Consider the following 14,701-nt stretch of genomic DNA (forward strand, 5'->3'; position numbering starts at 1 on the left):
GCGGAGTATATTGTTAAATAAGAAAAAATGGTAGCTATCGAGGGTGCTAAATGGACAGCGCTGTTTGCGAGGGGATCTATTAATCTCAGGTATTTTGGCCACGCAATGCAAAGAAAAGAGTTGCTTGATTTTATTGGGGCATCGGTTCCAGCGGGCAAGATAAAAAAGGTGAAATGAAAGCGGAGTTAGATGGATGTATACAGCCAAAAATATCCCGGGATCCATGCCTTCAAAAACACTTGCTCAGTTATTCCAAGAGTCCCAAGGTCAGCCAGAGCATCCGGTTTGGTGTAATCAACGGGGCAGTGAAAATGGATATTGCGGAAGCTAGGAAGATTGCCGAGAAGTACTTGCAAGAGAGTTTGAGTCCTCCCAAGTGCGATCAATATGTAATCGTCGATGCGGGGATTAGGGAGGCCGATGGGAGATGGCATTTCCCGTATCAAACGCGCCGGTTCGTCGAAACCGGTGATATTGATCATTCTGTTGTCGGAAACTGGCCTATATTCGTAAGCAAGGATGGTAGTTGTCATGGAGGAAGGCGCCCTGCATAGTCTTACGCGTGCATCAGCTCGTTCATGCGCCTCCATGCTAGAAGATGACCAGCGCTTCTATAGAAGCTAGAGGACATGGATACTAGAAACTATGCATCCAAAAACGCTCGCCAAGTTGTTTCAAGAGTCAAAGGCACAGCCAGTAATTCTGGGTGATATGCTTGTGGTACCAATTTATCGGATCCCTCTCGCGGCGGGGAAGTGGCATGTCCGTGTAGAGCGAATATCAGCAAAAAATAGTCCAGTTCAAGGACTTAGGTTAAAGGTTGATCTTGGTCATATCACCGTCGCTGGCCAGAAACAGAAAGACATCGTTCTATGGGAAGACACTAGTCCAGATGTTGTTGATATGGAGATTTCATGTGCATTGGAAACTGTTTTTAAGGCTTGGAATGTGTGGCGAGTTGACGGGATTATGCAGGCTTGGATTGGTAATTCTGGAATGATTGTTGAGAACGATATAGATAGAATTAAATTGCTCTGCAGCGATGGAACATCAGCCCCAGAATTCGATAATTTAATTGTGACGATTGCAATGAATTAGCGCTTAATTTTATATCTTTGTTAGGGTTGCAAGGAGAAACTCATGACCGGTGATATTAATTATTCCATTTTTGGAAACTGGATCATATTCGTAAGCAAGGATGGTAGTTGTGACGGAGGAAGGCGCCCAGCATAGTCTTACGTGTGCATCAGTTCGTGCACGCGCCTTCATGCTAGAACATGACCAGCGCTTCTATACAAGCTGTTGTCCCTCGACCGCGCGTGGGCACTGGGTTGTCGGAGAGCGACCGCAACGCAGTGCTTGCAACTGCCGGTTGTAAACGGTCGGCCATCCCCGCAGTGGCGGTTGCATTGCCTCCTGAGCCGCCTCCAGCCTCCGTCGGCCACCCCTACCACCTGCAGCAGACCATCAAGGTCAAACTGGAATTAGGTGGGCAGTTTCAAGTCCCAAGTGCAACACCCGCGTCAGCGCGAATCCAAAGGGAAGTGTGAAATGAAAAATTTGAAGCTCATGGCTGACTATCAATGCCATCCTCTATGGGACATGTCGCCTGGTATGTACGGTGATATTGATCCAAACACTTTGCCAATCTCTACAGAACTTCGGCAGAAAATAGCGGATTGGGCTCGGTTCTTCGATGAAGCTATCGATATAGAGGATCCAGTGAATTCCGGATTCAATAGTGATGAAATAAAGGCGGAATTCAAAGTGCAAGGTATTAAACTTGCAAAACAATTACAACAGGAGCTCGGGTCTGAATTCGTTGTTTCTTTCACGGTATGAATCGTTAATCTACGCTGGTTCAGAATGGGTTTTTTATCTCAATAAGATACGAATTATGGGTAGAAGTGGATTCTATTATGCTGATGCAGCCGCCCTCACGGTGAAGAGAGAATAATGCTCTCTTCACCGTGCCGAAAGATAATATTCGAAATATCATCGTATTTGATGTCAGGCAGAATCAAATGAAACTCATCGGAAGTGTGACGGAGAATAAAATTAGAGGAGATTTGATTGCGGGCCGAAATTCAATTTTTATTGAAGGATGGTGTCCGCTTTTGTTGGGAGCTATACGGGACATTTTTCCGTCTATAGAAAATGCGGTGGTTCTTAATTCTATACCTGATCAAGGCGAAGATATTTATGAATTACTTGTGTCGGAAGATATGGTGGTAACGCTAGAAATTCCCAATGATGGATCACCATATTCATATGAAACTAGTTCGCGACAAGAATATTCGAGTCGCCACAAGTCGAGGATGAGTCAGATTAAGATGGCCGTAGCCATAGATTTGATAAGGAATCCGTAACCCGTCGGTTCTTCGCAGCGGGAAGCGAGTGGGAGTCGTTGGTTGCCTGCTAGCGGCGAGGTAGTTGAGTTATTTTTGTACAGAAATTCCGATGGAGTTGTTGGGCATTGTGTTTTGGTTTTCGATGAGGCTGATAGCGGAATTCGGCTCTAGTGCGAAGAGTTCTGTTTAAAGGGATCGCCGATTCGGTGGTGAGCGTAATTTATTTCAATGCGTTGCCACTACCTTGGGAGAGATCGATAATGAGATCAATTAATAATTGCTGGGGCGATATTGATACATTTAATTGTCAGTATGGTGCTCGCATTTTCGATGGTTCCGCGCTGAAGATTTATGTTGGCCATTGGCTGGCTGTTAGATCTGAGATGGTCCATTTATTTTCGCGCAGAAATGTCGATGGATTTGTTGGGCACTGTGTTCTGGTTTTCGATGAGGTGAGAACTTTCATCTTTGAAGTGAGGCAGATTTCTGAAAAAGATGGTGAGACGGTCTGGCTTGATCCTGTCGTTTATGGTTATAAAGGGGAGGGTAAAGATCGTTTCGAGAAGTTCTTGTTTGAAGGAAGTCTAAAAGGATTTAAATCATCCGTTAGAGTGGATGTAGAGGCAAGGAGGTTTCGCCTTGAGATACTAGAAAGAGATGAGCCGGCTCGGGAGGGGTGAGGGAAATTTCGTTTTTGTATTATAAGAATGAAGGGGTGAACGGTCGATCGTACGCGTATGGAGAGGTTGCGCCGAATGTGATGGATTGACTCTCATGTTCAATTTATTGGAAATACGTGCCGAAGTCCAACTGAGATCCGAAACTGCTTCGAGAGTTGGATTCTCCCGGGTGGGCGTAAATATACCAGGGCGGCGCACAGCGAGTCATCGGGAATTCGTTGATGTACACATTCCTACTAATCATCGATTCCTCAAGTCGGCCTGATTGTGTCGGCGACTTAATAAAGAATATTGGTCTGATGCGACGAGAATATGGTGAGCGATATATCGTCGAGGAGCCGGGTGGTATGCGGGATGGTTGGATCGCTATTCAACCTGTTGATATCGAGATGGGCTGCTATAGCAAAGACGAAATTGACCGGTTGAAGGAGCGAGTTTCAGATCCTTGATTTATTTTGGTTGAGGGGCGTGACGGTGGAATGGAATTTTCTACCAAATTCGTTCTGGGTCTAAGTGATCCTGAAACTGTGCTGCTGGATAATGACCATGGGATCATCGAGGATGCAAAGAAGATTAAAGAACGGATTTTATCCGGTTTGGAATGGCTGAATGCATCGAGCTGATGTGAGTTATGCAATTCAACGGCCAGTGCGTGCTGCTATCGAAACGGGAAATTCTCGGATCTAAGACTAGGTTCTCGAATGATAGCTTCCGCGATGATCTGCTTATGGTTCGGAGGAAGTACTTGAACCAGTAGCGTAGCCGAGGGGGTGGTGTGGTTTTGAGGAAGGATTGATATTTCCCATGTTCGAAGATGAGCGCCTGCAGGAAATTGCCGATCTTACAGAAGGGATGGCGCTCGATGCCGTATGGTTATGCGTGCAGCAGGATTATGGGGATTTCGACGTCGCAAGAGAGGCATTCTTGTGGCTATTGGAAAGGTTTTTAGAAAACGGAATAATTAAGATGGGAAAGAGGGAGCTGGTTTCGGAGGATGACGAAAAGAAAATAATTAGGAGATTTCTGGAGTCTTTCCCTACGAGTGAGGCAGAATTGGAAAATAATACCGGACTTGCGATATGGTTCTTCTCAGAAGATTGCCCAGGAGGAGCCATCTGGATAGATGACGTAGGTAACGAAATCTGGACGTAGACGAGGTATGTACCGTTCGTCGCACGCAATTTCGAGATGCCGGCGCGTTGGTCATTGCGTATGCCGATCGAAATCGGACTTTGGAACATAGAGCCACATTAACTTTAACTTTCTATAAAAAATCATGAAGCATCTATTTTTAATCGGCTTTTGCCTTTCCACCACCACCGCCTTCGCAGCCAGCCCAGTCCTCCTGGAAACCCCAGTTACCTACGCCCCCGGTGCCAGCGTAGTCGACCAGGTCAAGTCCGAGTGCCAGATCGAGAACATGCTGACCACCCGCGTCGGCGATGTGCTGCGCAAGCGGAACAAGACCGGCGACGGCACGGTAGCCTCCACGGGCGATGCCAACGGTGCACAGGTGCTCCGGCTGCAGATCACCCACATCCTGGGTGTTGGCGGCGGTGCCTGGACTGGCCCTAAAGCTATCACTGTGACTGCCGATCTACTTGAAGGCGGCAAGGTGATCCGCAATACCAAGATCAACCGGTGGTCGGTGGGGGGGATGTGGGGTGGCTTCAAGGGGACGTGCTCCATCCTTGACCGTACTGCCGTTGCCATCGGGAAGGATCTGGGGCGTTGGGTTGCCGATCCGTCCTATGTGATCAAGGAGGAGGCGCCGCCTAAGGAGGCTGCCGAGGCGGCGGCGGAAGCCGCGCCGGCTTCTGCGGTTGCTCCGGCTAGCGTGGAGTAGCGCTCCGCGGTTGTTGTCTTGTCGGGCTGGGGTCGCGGGCGTTGTGCGTAACGCAGAGTGCGCGCCCCCTTGGCCGGACGTCGTATCCGGGGGTGCATTTCCCGGGGTTGTCAGCAAGCCAATATAAAGAAGTCGCCATATGGGTCAATTCTCTCGTCTCGCCATGCTCGCACTGCCGGCCCTGCTGGCCGGCTGCACATCGGTTTCCACGCTCGCGCCGCCGCTCGGCCCCGACGATCCGTCTGCCGAGCTTTACGGAACCGGCGGCTTCAGCATGACCATTCCGCAAGTGAACCAGAAGGGCTGTTACCAGGGCGATGCCATCCTGAACACGCAGTCCGCTGCACCAAGCATCCGCGTGCGTGCCGCGCGTCCGCTGGTGATTGCGATTGACGGTGCATCAGGCATTCATCGCTGCCGCGATATGGTCCGGTTCAAGCCGGAGGCGGGTCACAAGTACGTCGCGCATGGCAGGCCGGGGCCGGATGAGGAGTCGGCGAAGGTTTCCATCTGGAAGCAGGCGGTGAGCGCGAACAAGCCTTACTGCCATATCGCGGTGTTCGATGAGACGGACGAGACGGATGTCAAGCCGGTGCAGATCAAGCGGGTCGAGCCGCGCCAGCGGGGTTTTACCTGCATCGGTTTCGATTAATGGCGTGAGCGGTTAGCCGCGCGCGGGTGCCAAACATGCCGTGACGCTTGGTCACGCAAATACAAGCTTTCATGCAGATCAGAAGACGAATGATTGCCGCCATGCTTTCGGTAGCGGGTGGTGCGGGTTACACCAGCACGTCATTGCGTGCCCAGGTGCCTCCCGCCAATCCGGGTCAGGCCGCCATCCTCTCCGGCGCGGAACAGGAGCAGCGCGTGCGCCAGCAGCAGGAAGCCCGCGAACGCGCCCAGGCGGTCCAGGCGCCGGGCGTGCGGGCAGCGCAGCCGTCGGCAGAGGGGTTTCCCGCGTTGCCGGTTGAGCAGCCGTGCTTTCGCATCGAGCGCTTTGTGCTTGAAGTCCCGGCGGAGCTGCCGCCCGCGCTGCATGCGCGCGGCGCGTCTGCCTTGCCGCAGGATCCGTTCGCCTTTGCCCGTGCGTGGCTGGATCACTACCAGGGGGCTTGCATCGGCAAGCAGGGCGTGGACATGCTGGCCAAGGGCGTGTCACACGTCATCCTTGGCCAGGGCTATGTGACCACGCGCGTATTGCTGCCCGAGCAGGACCTGAGCACCGGCACGTTGCGCATGGCGTTGATCCCCGGCGTGATCGGGCAATTGCGCTTTGCCGAGCCGGATCTCCGGGGCACGTGGAAGAGCGCGTTTCCCGCGCGCCCCGGCGATCTGCTGAACCTGCGGGACCTGGAGCAAGGCCTGGAGCAGATGAAGCGCGTGACCAGCCAGGATGTGGACATGCAGGTTGTGCCCACCAGCGTGCCGGGCCAGAGCGACGTGGTGATCGCGGTCAAGCGGACCAAGCCGTGGACGGTGGTGGCGTCGATGGACAACTCGGGCACGCGCTCCACTGGCAAGCTGCAGGGCAACCTGAGCGTGGGCATTGACAACCCGCTGGGCCTGAACGACCTGTTCAACGTGGGCTACAGCCAGGATCTGGCCTTTGGCGACCGGCGCCACGGCACGCATGGCTGGAACGGCTTCTACTCGGTGCCGTGGGGTTACTGGACGGGCACGGTGTCGGCGTATTCCAGCACCTATTACCAGCAGATTGCCGGCGTCAACCAGACCTTTGTCTCCAGCGGCAATTCACAGACGGTGGATTTCAAGCTGCAGCGGGTGCTCAGCCGCAGCCAGAACGATGTGCTTGGCCTGCAGTTCCGGCTGTCCAAGCGCTTTGGCAAGAGCTTTATCGAGGATACGGAGATCGAGCAGCAGCGGCGCAACAACACGGTGGTGGAGGTGGGCATCACCGATCGCCACTACTTCGGCGCCGCCCAGTTCGACGGCAGCCTGGCCTACCGCCAGGGCGTGGCCGGCCTTGGCGCGCAGCCCGATACGCTGGCCCAGCTGGGCGGCCCCACCTGGCGTTACCGCATGGCCGTGCTGGATGCGAACCTGTCGGTGCCGTTCAAGCTGGCGGAGCAATCGCTGCGCTATGTCACCACGATCCGCGGGCAGTTCACCAATGACCGGCTGTTCTATATCGACGCGCTGACCATCGGCAGCCGGTACACGGTGCGCGGCTTCGATGGCGAAAGCCTGCTGGCGGGGGAGCGCGGTTTCTACTGGCGCAATGAGCTACAGGCGCCGCTGGGCGGGAGCGGGCAGGCGCTGTACGCGGGGCTGGATTATGGTCGCGTGTTCGGGCCGTCGACCGAAGGGCTGGTGGGTACCCAGCTGGCGGGTGCGGTGATCGGGCTGAGAGGCGGGCTGGGGTCGAAGCTGGGGGCGGTGTCGTATGACTTGTTTTTGGGCATGCCGGTTTATAAACCGGCGGCGTTTCATACGGCGGGGGTGACGGCGGGGTTGCAGTTGGTGTTTCAGTATTGATGGCTCGATCGGCAGAGGCACCGGTTCAATCTCGGATTGGAACTAGCAAGCTACAGAAACTTGTCCGGAATAACTCCGATTATGTCGATGAACGTTCGTTTTCTTGTTCTGGCATTTTTGATGCTGGTCTCGTCCGCAGGCCCGCAGGGGAATCTACAGGGCCTCTTCCTTGTGGAAAACCGCGTTGTGAGGCAGGGAATTTGTCAACAAACCTACGATTGAACGGAAATGAGTCTGATCCCAAAGATCTTCTGCCTACGGCCTCCTGCGGATGCACCGCACGAGACAATCTACTTCCCCAAGAGCAATCCGGTTCCTCTTCGGGCCGCGCTCGCGCGGATCGCGGCCACGGATGATCGCGAACTGCTGGCGGAGGCGATTTGCCACTATTCCGGCTACGTAAGGGAGGCAGGCATTGCCCGGTGCGTGGAAATCGGCGACCCGCGATTCCTTGCGCCCATCGCAGACCGCCTGAACGACTGGGTGCCCCAGGTTCGCAAGGTCGCCGGCGATGGGCTGCTCACGCTGCTTGCGACGACGCCGGCCGAACTCTTCGCGCCGCTGCTACCGAAGCTCCGGAGCCTGACCCAGGCAATGCGCACCGATCATGGCCCCTGGCTTGCCAAATTCGAACAGCAGCTTGTCCAGGCAGGCGGCAGCGCAGCTATCTCCGGCGCACTGTCCAGCACGGATATGAGGCTGCGCCGCGCCGCATTTGCCGTTTGCTTCGATCATGGGCTCCAGTCTATCGTCGACCTTGTTAGGATTGGCTTGGCATCCGGCGATATTGTTCTTGCCCGTCAGGCAGCAAATCTGATCGACAAGGTTCCGCACACGGAGCAGCAGCGTTGCATTGAACTGGCAATGACATCTACCTTTGGGCCTGTGCGCCGCGCCGCCCTGCGGTCCATCCTTGAGCAAGACGACCCCGCTGCCATGGACTTCGCTAAGCGCGCGCTCCTTGATCCCCAGGGCAGCCTGCGCTGTAGCACGGCGCGGTGGCTGATGCAGCGCGGCTTTGATGCCTTGCGTCACTGCGTCGACACCCTGGATTCGGGACGCCTGAGACCCGGGCAAATCAGAGCGGTGTTGTCTCTACTCGGGGAACTGCAAGGCAAAGAGGCGTTGCCAGTCATTGGGCAGCACACACAATCGGCGCACGTGGAGGTGCGCGCGCAGGCCCTGATTCTCATGGCGAAGCTCGCGCCATCCACCAAAGACGATATCGCCGCTCGCGCCATGCAAGACCCATCTCGTCGGGTTCGCAGAACTGCCGCTCTTCTGTGCGTAAGGCATGGTGCCTTTGTCTCGCTCGCCCAGCTACGGGGCATGCTCGAGCAATACGGGGATCACATCACGGCGCTGAGGATCGCCAAGCGAGAGAAATGGGACTATCTGGTTTGCATCGCCTTTGTGGGGCAGCTATGCGAGCCGGATGAACGAACTCGTGAGGATCTGGCTTCGGCTATTGACATATGGCTTGCTACGGAAGGGAGTAGCTGGACGCGGCCGAGTCCCGCGCATATGGAAGTGTTGGCGCAGCCGGGCATGATGACGTTGCTGTGCAATCTCGCGAACCGCTCGCAGGCATTGCTTGTCCGGCGCCTGCTTGAAGTGGGCGTCTCGGCTTGACAAGGTCGCTGCGTCCAAGAACAAATATAGTGCACATCGAGCATTGACTATCCATGGCGTTTATCCACATCATCTACGCGGGCACGAGAATACTTCTGTCGAGAAAGCCCTACTTGTCATGGCGTGAGATCCAGGAGGAATTCTGCGACTATTCGGCGTCACTCGGTCCGTGGTCGGCAATCGAGGTCACGGAATTTTTGAGTGACGAGTATCAGATGCTGATGCCATCAGCCGCGACTCAGGTTTCGGCGTTCATCGATTCCGATGCCGTGATCAAGGAGGTCTCGTTTGCCGGCGAATCCGGCCAGGAAGGGCCTTTCGGCTGCGGCCCCTCAGTATCTGTCGGGTCACCAGTCACCTGAAAAGAGGCAATCATGCGTCTTCGCTTACCGTTCTCGTCGTTCGGCTCAAAGGTACCTCAGGAGCAACCAAACGGCGCTGCGGTCTACGCGACTACAGCTTGCAAGCGGTTCAATCATCCGGAATTTCAGGTTCGGGTCTCAAACAGCGTGGTTCCGACGGAAGACCTCAATTGGTTCCTAAGATTTCTCGAACAGCGGGTTGCCGACGGCGAGAGATTCCGAGGCGGTGAGAGCCTGCAAGTCGGATGGATGCTCACGATGCTCGAAGAGGGGCCGGCCGGATATCTACGGGTGATGGAGCCCGATATGAAGGTTGTCCCCGTGAAGTTCACTGACGCGATTGACAGCACGCTGATGTACCTACGCCATCAGAAAGATATGGTTCAAAGCCTCTCGCCCCAGGTGGATCCTGACTTTCCTTCGCTGCGCCAGAGCGCTGTCGTGCACGTGAACTACAAGACTGCAAGCCGAATACTGCTGACGCGCGGACCCGTCCAGGACACGGACTCTGACTGGTGGCTCACAGACTTGGATGACAACGCTGGCTCACAGGACCCGACACGCTTCTTCAAAACCTCGCTCTATCAACTCGGTGTTGACCGGCCAGATTTGGTCAAGTTCTTCGCGGTGCCATCGGGTTTCCAAGTTGCCGTAGACAACACATTCATCGGGGTACTCGGACCAGATGGAGAATTGAAGCAAATACCTGGCTCATACCTTAGCGAGTTGAATCGGCACCGGCAGCAGCGCTCGAATTGAGCCCGGATTGACTTGGGCTTTGCGTAGAGAGTAGCTCGAGCGGATGGCCGTCGTTGGTGGCAGATTCAACCCGTCGATGCAACAGCTTGATAGAATCGTTCAGCCGGTGTATCGAAGTTTAGTGTCTTGCACGGGCGTTCATTCAGTCGCCTTGCTATCGCCTTCGCTTCGTCCGCGCAAAGGCCGAGTTGCTCCTCCTCATCAATCTGTGACGTCGAGATGGCGAGATTGGGCTTGCATCCATCTCAAAGGACTCCATGCTTGTCGGATCGGCATCTAACCCAACAATGGGCGCGGACAGGGATCAGGTCGGTACGCTAGTGTGCATTTGCATGGGTTTCTTGTGCAAGCCCAGGGAGGAAGGTGTCGATGGGACAGTGCAAGGGCCTGCCGTGCCAGGCACGAGGCGATCGCACCGGGCCGCGTCACTTTGCTGGATGCTTGGCTGAGGTATTTGCGTTCGCCTCAAGCGCACCGAGCCGAAGGCTCATCACTTGCGCATGCAGCTTGATGGCCTTGACTATCGATTGAACGTCTTCATTCTCGCTCTTGGATGCGATATCGTCGAACTCTGCCCACAGCTTCTTCTCAGCATCTGTCGTCATGGCTACTCCTGATGGCAATGGCAAACACCAGCGTTGGCAGAATCGGCGATGCAACTTCTCTGCCGGCTGATGGGCCGGGGGGCCGAGAAGGTATCTTACGAGCCGCTGTAGCGGGAGTCTGTGCGATGCCGTACGCTGGGGAGGGGGCGCCGCATAAGGCTTCATTGAAAAAACCAAGACTCTCCTGAAATCTGGAGGGAAGACGGGTCTCAGGTCACCACCGTCATCTTCTGGCTATGATCAATGTGTCCTGAGGCGAAGGATATCGGGACGGTCATGCGAGTGCGGTGTCAAATCCAAGGCGTCTGTACAACCTTTCTGCACCGGTTGGGTTATCACACTCGACTTTCAAGCACACACGTTTCACCCCTCGCTCTCTAAACGTCATCAGCAGGTGGCGTAGCAGGGCTTCCCCAAGTCCCTGCTGACGCCGATCGATATCAACGACGAGGTCTTTGATGAAACCGCTGCTCCAGCACTGAGCGAACGCAACCATTCGCCCACAGTTATCTAGCACTGGAAAGACTAGAGCAGGATCGTATTCTGCATCGGCGAGAAGTGTGTCCAGCCACGGTCGAAATTCTGAAATTTGACCGCCACCCATGGCGTAGGAGGATTGCATCAAATCATGGGCATCTTCAGCCAATGACAGTGTGAATTCGACCAAACGCGCATTTCCTGGCCAATCAGGCTGGTACGCGCCCTCATCTTCAGTCTGTCTGCAGAGGTGGAGATATGGCTTCGCACTCATCTAGAACTTCCTTGTTGTCGGAAGGGTAATTTCACGCATTCGGTCTGCCATAGACCGTCAATTCTGAAGCGAAATCGGCTCGGTTAACGGGTAGTTCCCAAAACAGATTATCACAACACACCGGTCTTCATGATACGTTCCGTTTGGTGGCCGTTCTGGGAGCTACCCGTTAACCGAGCCTTGGTGACAGATGGAAGGCGTGGTGCCGTGGTCGCGCCTGATTGCGGCGGTCGAGCCGTACTACCCCAAGGGAAAACGTGGGCGGCCGCCGATCGGACTGGAGCGAATGCTGCGCATTTACTTCCTTTAGCGGTGGTATGGTCTATCGGACGAGGCGCTGGAAGACGCTCTGTACGACAGTATGGCGATGCGCGCGTTCGCCGGGATCGACCTGGCAGTCGAAGCGGTGCCGGACGCGACTACGCTGTTGAAGCTTCGCCGCATGCTCGTCGCGCTTGAACTGACGCGAAGGCTGTTCGACGAGATCGGCCTTTCCCAAGGAATCCATCCAAGGAGCCACATGATCGCAACAAAAGCGTGCCCGATTGTTTTGCGCAGTCGTCACGGTATCGTACATATCCTCGCATTCAAGCATCCTGCCGCAGGCCACCAGTTGGTAAAGGGCACCATTGAGCAGGGTGAGTCTTCGCCGGAGGCGGCAATTCGTGAGCTCTGTGAAGAGTCAGGTATTTGCGACGCTCACGTGGTCTCGGATCTTGGCCTTTGGAGCGCGTCCTATCAGGAACAGATCTGGTCTTTCCAACTGTGCGAGTCGGGGGCGGAATTGCCTGACGAGTGGACCTTCGAGACTAGCGACGACGGCGGCCACACGTTTGCATTTTATTGGCACCCGCTGCAGCGGGACTTGCCCGAACAATGCCACCCGCTCTTTCAATCGGCTTTACGCGAGGTTCGTGCGCGAATCGGAGCGCTAACGAGGTCAGCATGAGTGGTCCGCATGCCCTTATGACGAAGGTGCTGTCCTCGATTCCGCAGTTGTAGGTGACCTCTGCAAAGGTCCGCTGGGGAGAAGACCGAATGTCTCTTTGGGCTGCTGCCATCCGCCCGCACGCGGCGATCCCTGCTGAACGCCGATGTTCTGTTCAGGCAGTATGTTGTCGGCAATCATGGAGACTGCGTTGGAAGCAGGTGCTGAATTTTGAAGCTGGTACTGATTGATGGGCTGCCAGGAATTGGCAAGAGCACCCTTGCGGAGCGGCTCTGCGGATTTGCGGGCTCGATCGGGTGCGAAGCCGGGTGGTATCGGGAGGAAGATCAGGAGCACCCGGTGCATCCTGCGGGGCTTACCACGTCAAGGCGACAGCCTGGCTATTCCGCGCGTTGCCTGCAGGGCTGGCAACGTTTCGCAGAGCGGTATTGTTCCACGAACGGCCTATGTATTCTTGAAGGCAGCCTTTTTCAGAGCACTGTCCGCTTCATGATGGAGCAGGAGCAGGATGGAATTCGTGGCTATGTTGCAGAATTTGAGCGCATCGTCCAATCGCTTTCGCCGGTCGCCGTCTACTTGCGATGTGTCGATGCGACCGTCCATTCCCGCAGCACCGCTCTCCATCGAGGGGAAGCATGGACAGCCCGGGTCTCCGCGTACCTCGAAACAACCCCGTACTCGCACCGAAGGGACCTGAAAGGCGCTGAAGGAATGCACAGGTTGTGGACAGCTTACGCCGAGCTTTGCGATTCGCTACTCGACCAAATGTCCATGCCAAGGTTGACCATGTTGGTTGAGCCGCCGGACATGGAGCGTCCGTTTGGTAGATCCGTTGAATTCCTGATGTCCACCGGCCATATTCAGGCTGCGACGAAGGTTTCATAGGCTGCTGTCGCCAATCGTGGCCGCTCAACAGAGCCACGTGAATCCGAAACTATCTTGTCTGGACTTGTCGATCGACAAGTCGGCCGTCGAAGTTCTCGTGGCGGGAAGGAAGCTGTTAGAAATTCGGGCACTGTCTCGGGCTGGCTCGTTGCGATGTTCTGAGACCTCAATCAAGAGGTCGATCTCTGGCTTGGCCGCGAGTCCTGGAACAGCGGTGCTTCCGACGTGATAAATACCGACAAGTTCCGTGCCAAGGCCCTTCGCGATGCGTGCTTTCTCAGCGGCGAAAAGAGCCGGCCATCTGCTGTCATAGTGGGAGATTTTGCTGGTGAGCTTCATTGTGTTTCCTCTTGTTTCCCCTTGTTTCCTTTGTGCGCCATCGGCCAAGAGCTGCTAGTCCCAACGCAACCGCTCATATCGCATCCTTTCGCCCCGCCCCAAACGCCTCCTCACAACAAACCAGCCAGGCGCGTGCCGCTCGCGACAAATACCCCTCCCGCCAGACCAGCCCCAGTTCCCACACCAGCTCAGGTGCAACCAGGGGCCGGATCGCTACCCGCTCGGGGTCTAGCTGCCCGGCAATTGGCGCAGGCAGGATGGCGACGCCCACATCGGCCGCGACCAGTTCGCCGATAAAGTCCCAATGCCGGCTCTGCCCGGCAATCTGCGGTGTAAAGCCGGCGGCTTCGCAGGCGTCCAGGATGACGCGATACAGCACGAAGTCGTCCTCGTACATGACGAAGGGCAGGGTGGCGAGGTCGGTTAGCCGGACCGCGCCGGCACGGCGTGGTGCGCGCTCGGCGGGAAATACGGCGACCAGTGCCTGGCGGGTCACGGTGAGGCTGGCCAGGCCGGCTACGGCGGCGGGCAGCACCGTGACGCCGAGGTCGAGCTGGCCCGTGACGACGCCTTCTTCCAGCGCGCGGCCGCCTTGCTCGCTGAGCCGCAGCTTGACGCCGGGGTACTGGCGGCGATAGGCGCCGATCACCGGGGCGAGGTAGCGGCCGGCCATGGGCGGGATGCCTACCTTGAGCTCGCCGCGCGCCATGCCGTCTACCTCGGCGACTTCCTGGCGCAGGCGCGCCACTTCGGCCAGCACGGCCTGGCTGCGGGCGAAAACGACCTCGCCGGCGTCGGTGAGCTGTACCGTGCGGCCTTCGCGCAGCAGCAGCGGGCCGCCGAGTTCGTCTTCCAGGCTCTTGACCATCTTGCTGATGGTCGGCTGGGTCACATGCAGGGTTTCGGCGGCGCGGGTGAAGCCGTTCTGGCGGACGACTTCCACGAAATAGCGCAGGGCGCGGATATCCATGGGGCTCCTCGGATGTGGCGTGCGTGGATGATCACGGCTTGCCATTCCAATATGGCATCGAATCAATAATTTATAT

20 protein-coding genes and 1 pseudogene are annotated in these 14,701 nt (G+C 56.1%); 17 read left to right on the plus strand and 4 right to left on the minus strand.

All coding sequences use genetic code 11. From position 1 onward, the window contains the following. The first annotated feature begins 311 nt into the window (after positions 1–311). The 14 genes from AC07XB_RS19760 to AC07XB_RS19825 all read left to right on the plus strand — a co-directional run bounded on the left by AC07XB_RS19760 (position 312) and on the right by AC07XB_RS19825 (position 10,126). The gene (locus tag AC07XB_RS19760; RefSeq protein ID WP_492807467.1) at positions 312–554 is read left to right on the plus strand and encodes a YrhB domain-containing protein; all 243 of its coding nucleotides are present in this window, start codon (positions 312–314) and stop codon (positions 552–554) included. 91 nt (positions 555–645) lie between these two features. Next, positions 646–1,098 (plus strand): hypothetical protein, encoded by a 453-nt coding sequence (locus tag AC07XB_RS19765; protein WP_492807034.1) that lies wholly within the window; start codon positions 646–648, stop codon positions 1,096–1,098. A 453-nt stretch (positions 1,099–1,551) separates the two neighbouring features. Beyond that, the gene (locus AC07XB_RS19770; RefSeq protein WP_492807036.1) at positions 1,552–1,842 is read left to right on the plus strand and encodes an immunity protein CdiI family protein; all 291 of its coding nucleotides are present in this window, start codon (positions 1,552–1,554) and stop codon (positions 1,840–1,842) included. A gap of 182 nt (positions 1,843–2,024) precedes the next feature. Then, positions 2,025–2,369 (plus strand): hypothetical protein, encoded by a 345-nt coding sequence (locus AC07XB_RS19775; protein ID WP_492829491.1) that lies wholly within the window; start codon positions 2,025–2,027, stop codon positions 2,367–2,369. 242 nt (positions 2,370–2,611) lie between these two features. Further along, on the plus strand, positions 2,612–3,031 hold the full coding sequence (locus AC07XB_RS19780) for a hypothetical protein (protein WP_492829493.1): 420 nt from the start codon (positions 2,612–2,614) through the stop codon (positions 3,029–3,031). A gap of 221 nt (positions 3,032–3,252) precedes the next feature. Continuing rightward, complete coding sequence (locus tag AC07XB_RS19785; protein ID WP_492807041.1) at positions 3,253–3,480, plus strand: hypothetical protein; 228 nt, start codon at positions 3,253–3,255, stop codon at positions 3,478–3,480. A gap of 30 nt (positions 3,481–3,510) precedes the next feature. Continuing rightward, positions 3,511–3,654 (plus strand): hypothetical protein, encoded by a 144-nt coding sequence (locus AC07XB_RS19790; protein ID WP_492807043.1) that lies wholly within the window; start codon positions 3,511–3,513, stop codon positions 3,652–3,654. Positions 3,655–3,835: 181 nt separating this feature from the next. Continuing rightward, complete coding sequence (locus AC07XB_RS19795; protein ID WP_492807045.1) at positions 3,836–4,183, plus strand: DUF596 domain-containing protein; 348 nt, start codon at positions 3,836–3,838, stop codon at positions 4,181–4,183. A gap of 124 nt (positions 4,184–4,307) precedes the next feature. After that, entirely contained in the window at positions 4,308–4,877 is a 570-nt protein-coding gene (locus tag AC07XB_RS19800) for a hypothetical protein (RefSeq protein ID WP_492807047.1), read from the plus strand. A gap of 139 nt (positions 4,878–5,016) precedes the next feature. Beyond that, positions 5,017–5,529, plus strand: coding sequence for a hypothetical protein (locus AC07XB_RS19805; protein WP_150990714.1), 513 nt, complete (start codon positions 5,017–5,019; stop codon positions 5,527–5,529). An 89-nt stretch (positions 5,530–5,618) separates the two neighbouring features. Continuing rightward, a complete protein-coding gene (locus AC07XB_RS19810) occupies positions 5,619–7,373 on the plus strand; it encodes a ShlB/FhaC/HecB family hemolysin secretion/activation protein (RefSeq protein WP_492829495.1) in 1,755 nt (584 codons plus the stop codon). A 228-nt stretch (positions 7,374–7,601) separates the two neighbouring features. Next, positions 7,602–9,005 carry a HEAT repeat domain-containing protein gene (locus AC07XB_RS19815; RefSeq protein ID WP_492829497.1) on the plus strand — a complete coding sequence of 468 codons (1,404 nt, stop codon included), beginning with the start codon at positions 7,602–7,604 and terminating at the stop codon, positions 9,003–9,005. A gap of 53 nt (positions 9,006–9,058) precedes the next feature. After that, positions 9,059–9,367 (plus strand): hypothetical protein, encoded by a 309-nt coding sequence (locus tag AC07XB_RS19820; RefSeq protein ID WP_492829499.1) that lies wholly within the window; start codon positions 9,059–9,061, stop codon positions 9,365–9,367. Between the two features lie 12 nt (positions 9,368–9,379). Continuing rightward, positions 9,380–10,126, plus strand: coding sequence for an immunity protein Imm33 domain-containing protein (locus AC07XB_RS19825; protein WP_492829500.1), 747 nt, complete (start codon positions 9,380–9,382; stop codon positions 10,124–10,126). A gap of 425 nt (positions 10,127–10,551) precedes the next feature. Here AC07XB_RS19825 and AC07XB_RS19830 read toward each other — a convergent pair whose 3' ends face one another. Next, positions 10,552–10,731 (minus strand): hypothetical protein, encoded by a 180-nt coding sequence (locus tag AC07XB_RS19830; protein WP_416052260.1) that lies wholly within the window; start codon positions 10,729–10,731, stop codon positions 10,552–10,554. 274 nt (positions 10,732–11,005) lie between these two features. Further along, positions 11,006–11,482, minus strand: a complete 477-nt coding sequence (locus AC07XB_RS19835) for a GNAT family N-acetyltransferase (RefSeq protein WP_492829502.1) — start codon at positions 11,480–11,482, stop codon at positions 11,006–11,008. Between the two features lie 187 nt (positions 11,483–11,669). On the opposite strand from AC07XB_RS19835, the pseudogene AC07XB_RS19840 reads away from it, so the two are divergent. The 3 genes and pseudogenes from AC07XB_RS19840 to AC07XB_RS19850 form a co-directional block, all read left to right on the plus strand. Then, positions 11,670–11,975 (plus strand): annotated as a pseudogene (locus AC07XB_RS19840) (transposase); the annotation flags it as partial. Between the two features lie 27 nt (positions 11,976–12,002). Further along, the gene (locus AC07XB_RS19845) at positions 12,003–12,431 is read left to right on the plus strand and encodes an NUDIX hydrolase (RefSeq protein ID WP_492829604.1); all 429 of its coding nucleotides are present in this window, start codon (positions 12,003–12,005) and stop codon (positions 12,429–12,431) included. 210 nt (positions 12,432–12,641) lie between these two features. Next, positions 12,642–13,316, plus strand: coding sequence for a P-loop NTPase family protein (locus AC07XB_RS19850; protein ID WP_492829504.1), 675 nt, complete (start codon positions 12,642–12,644; stop codon positions 13,314–13,316). Between the two features lie 24 nt (positions 13,317–13,340). On the opposite strand, the gene AC07XB_RS19855 is transcribed toward AC07XB_RS19850, so the two are convergent. Together AC07XB_RS19855 and AC07XB_RS19860 are read right to left on the minus strand one after the other, a co-directional pair. Beyond that, positions 13,341–13,655, minus strand: a complete 315-nt coding sequence (locus AC07XB_RS19855; protein WP_492829506.1) for a GrpB family protein — start codon at positions 13,653–13,655, stop codon at positions 13,341–13,343. Positions 13,656–13,728: 73 nt separating this feature from the next. Beyond that, on the minus strand, positions 13,729–14,625 hold the full coding sequence (locus AC07XB_RS19860; RefSeq protein ID WP_492829508.1) for a LysR family transcriptional regulator: 897 nt from the start codon (positions 14,623–14,625) through the stop codon (positions 13,729–13,731). Positions 14,626–14,701: the final 76 nt, after the last annotated feature.

This window comes from Cupriavidus sp. GW821-FHT02F09 (assembly GCF_059421605.1).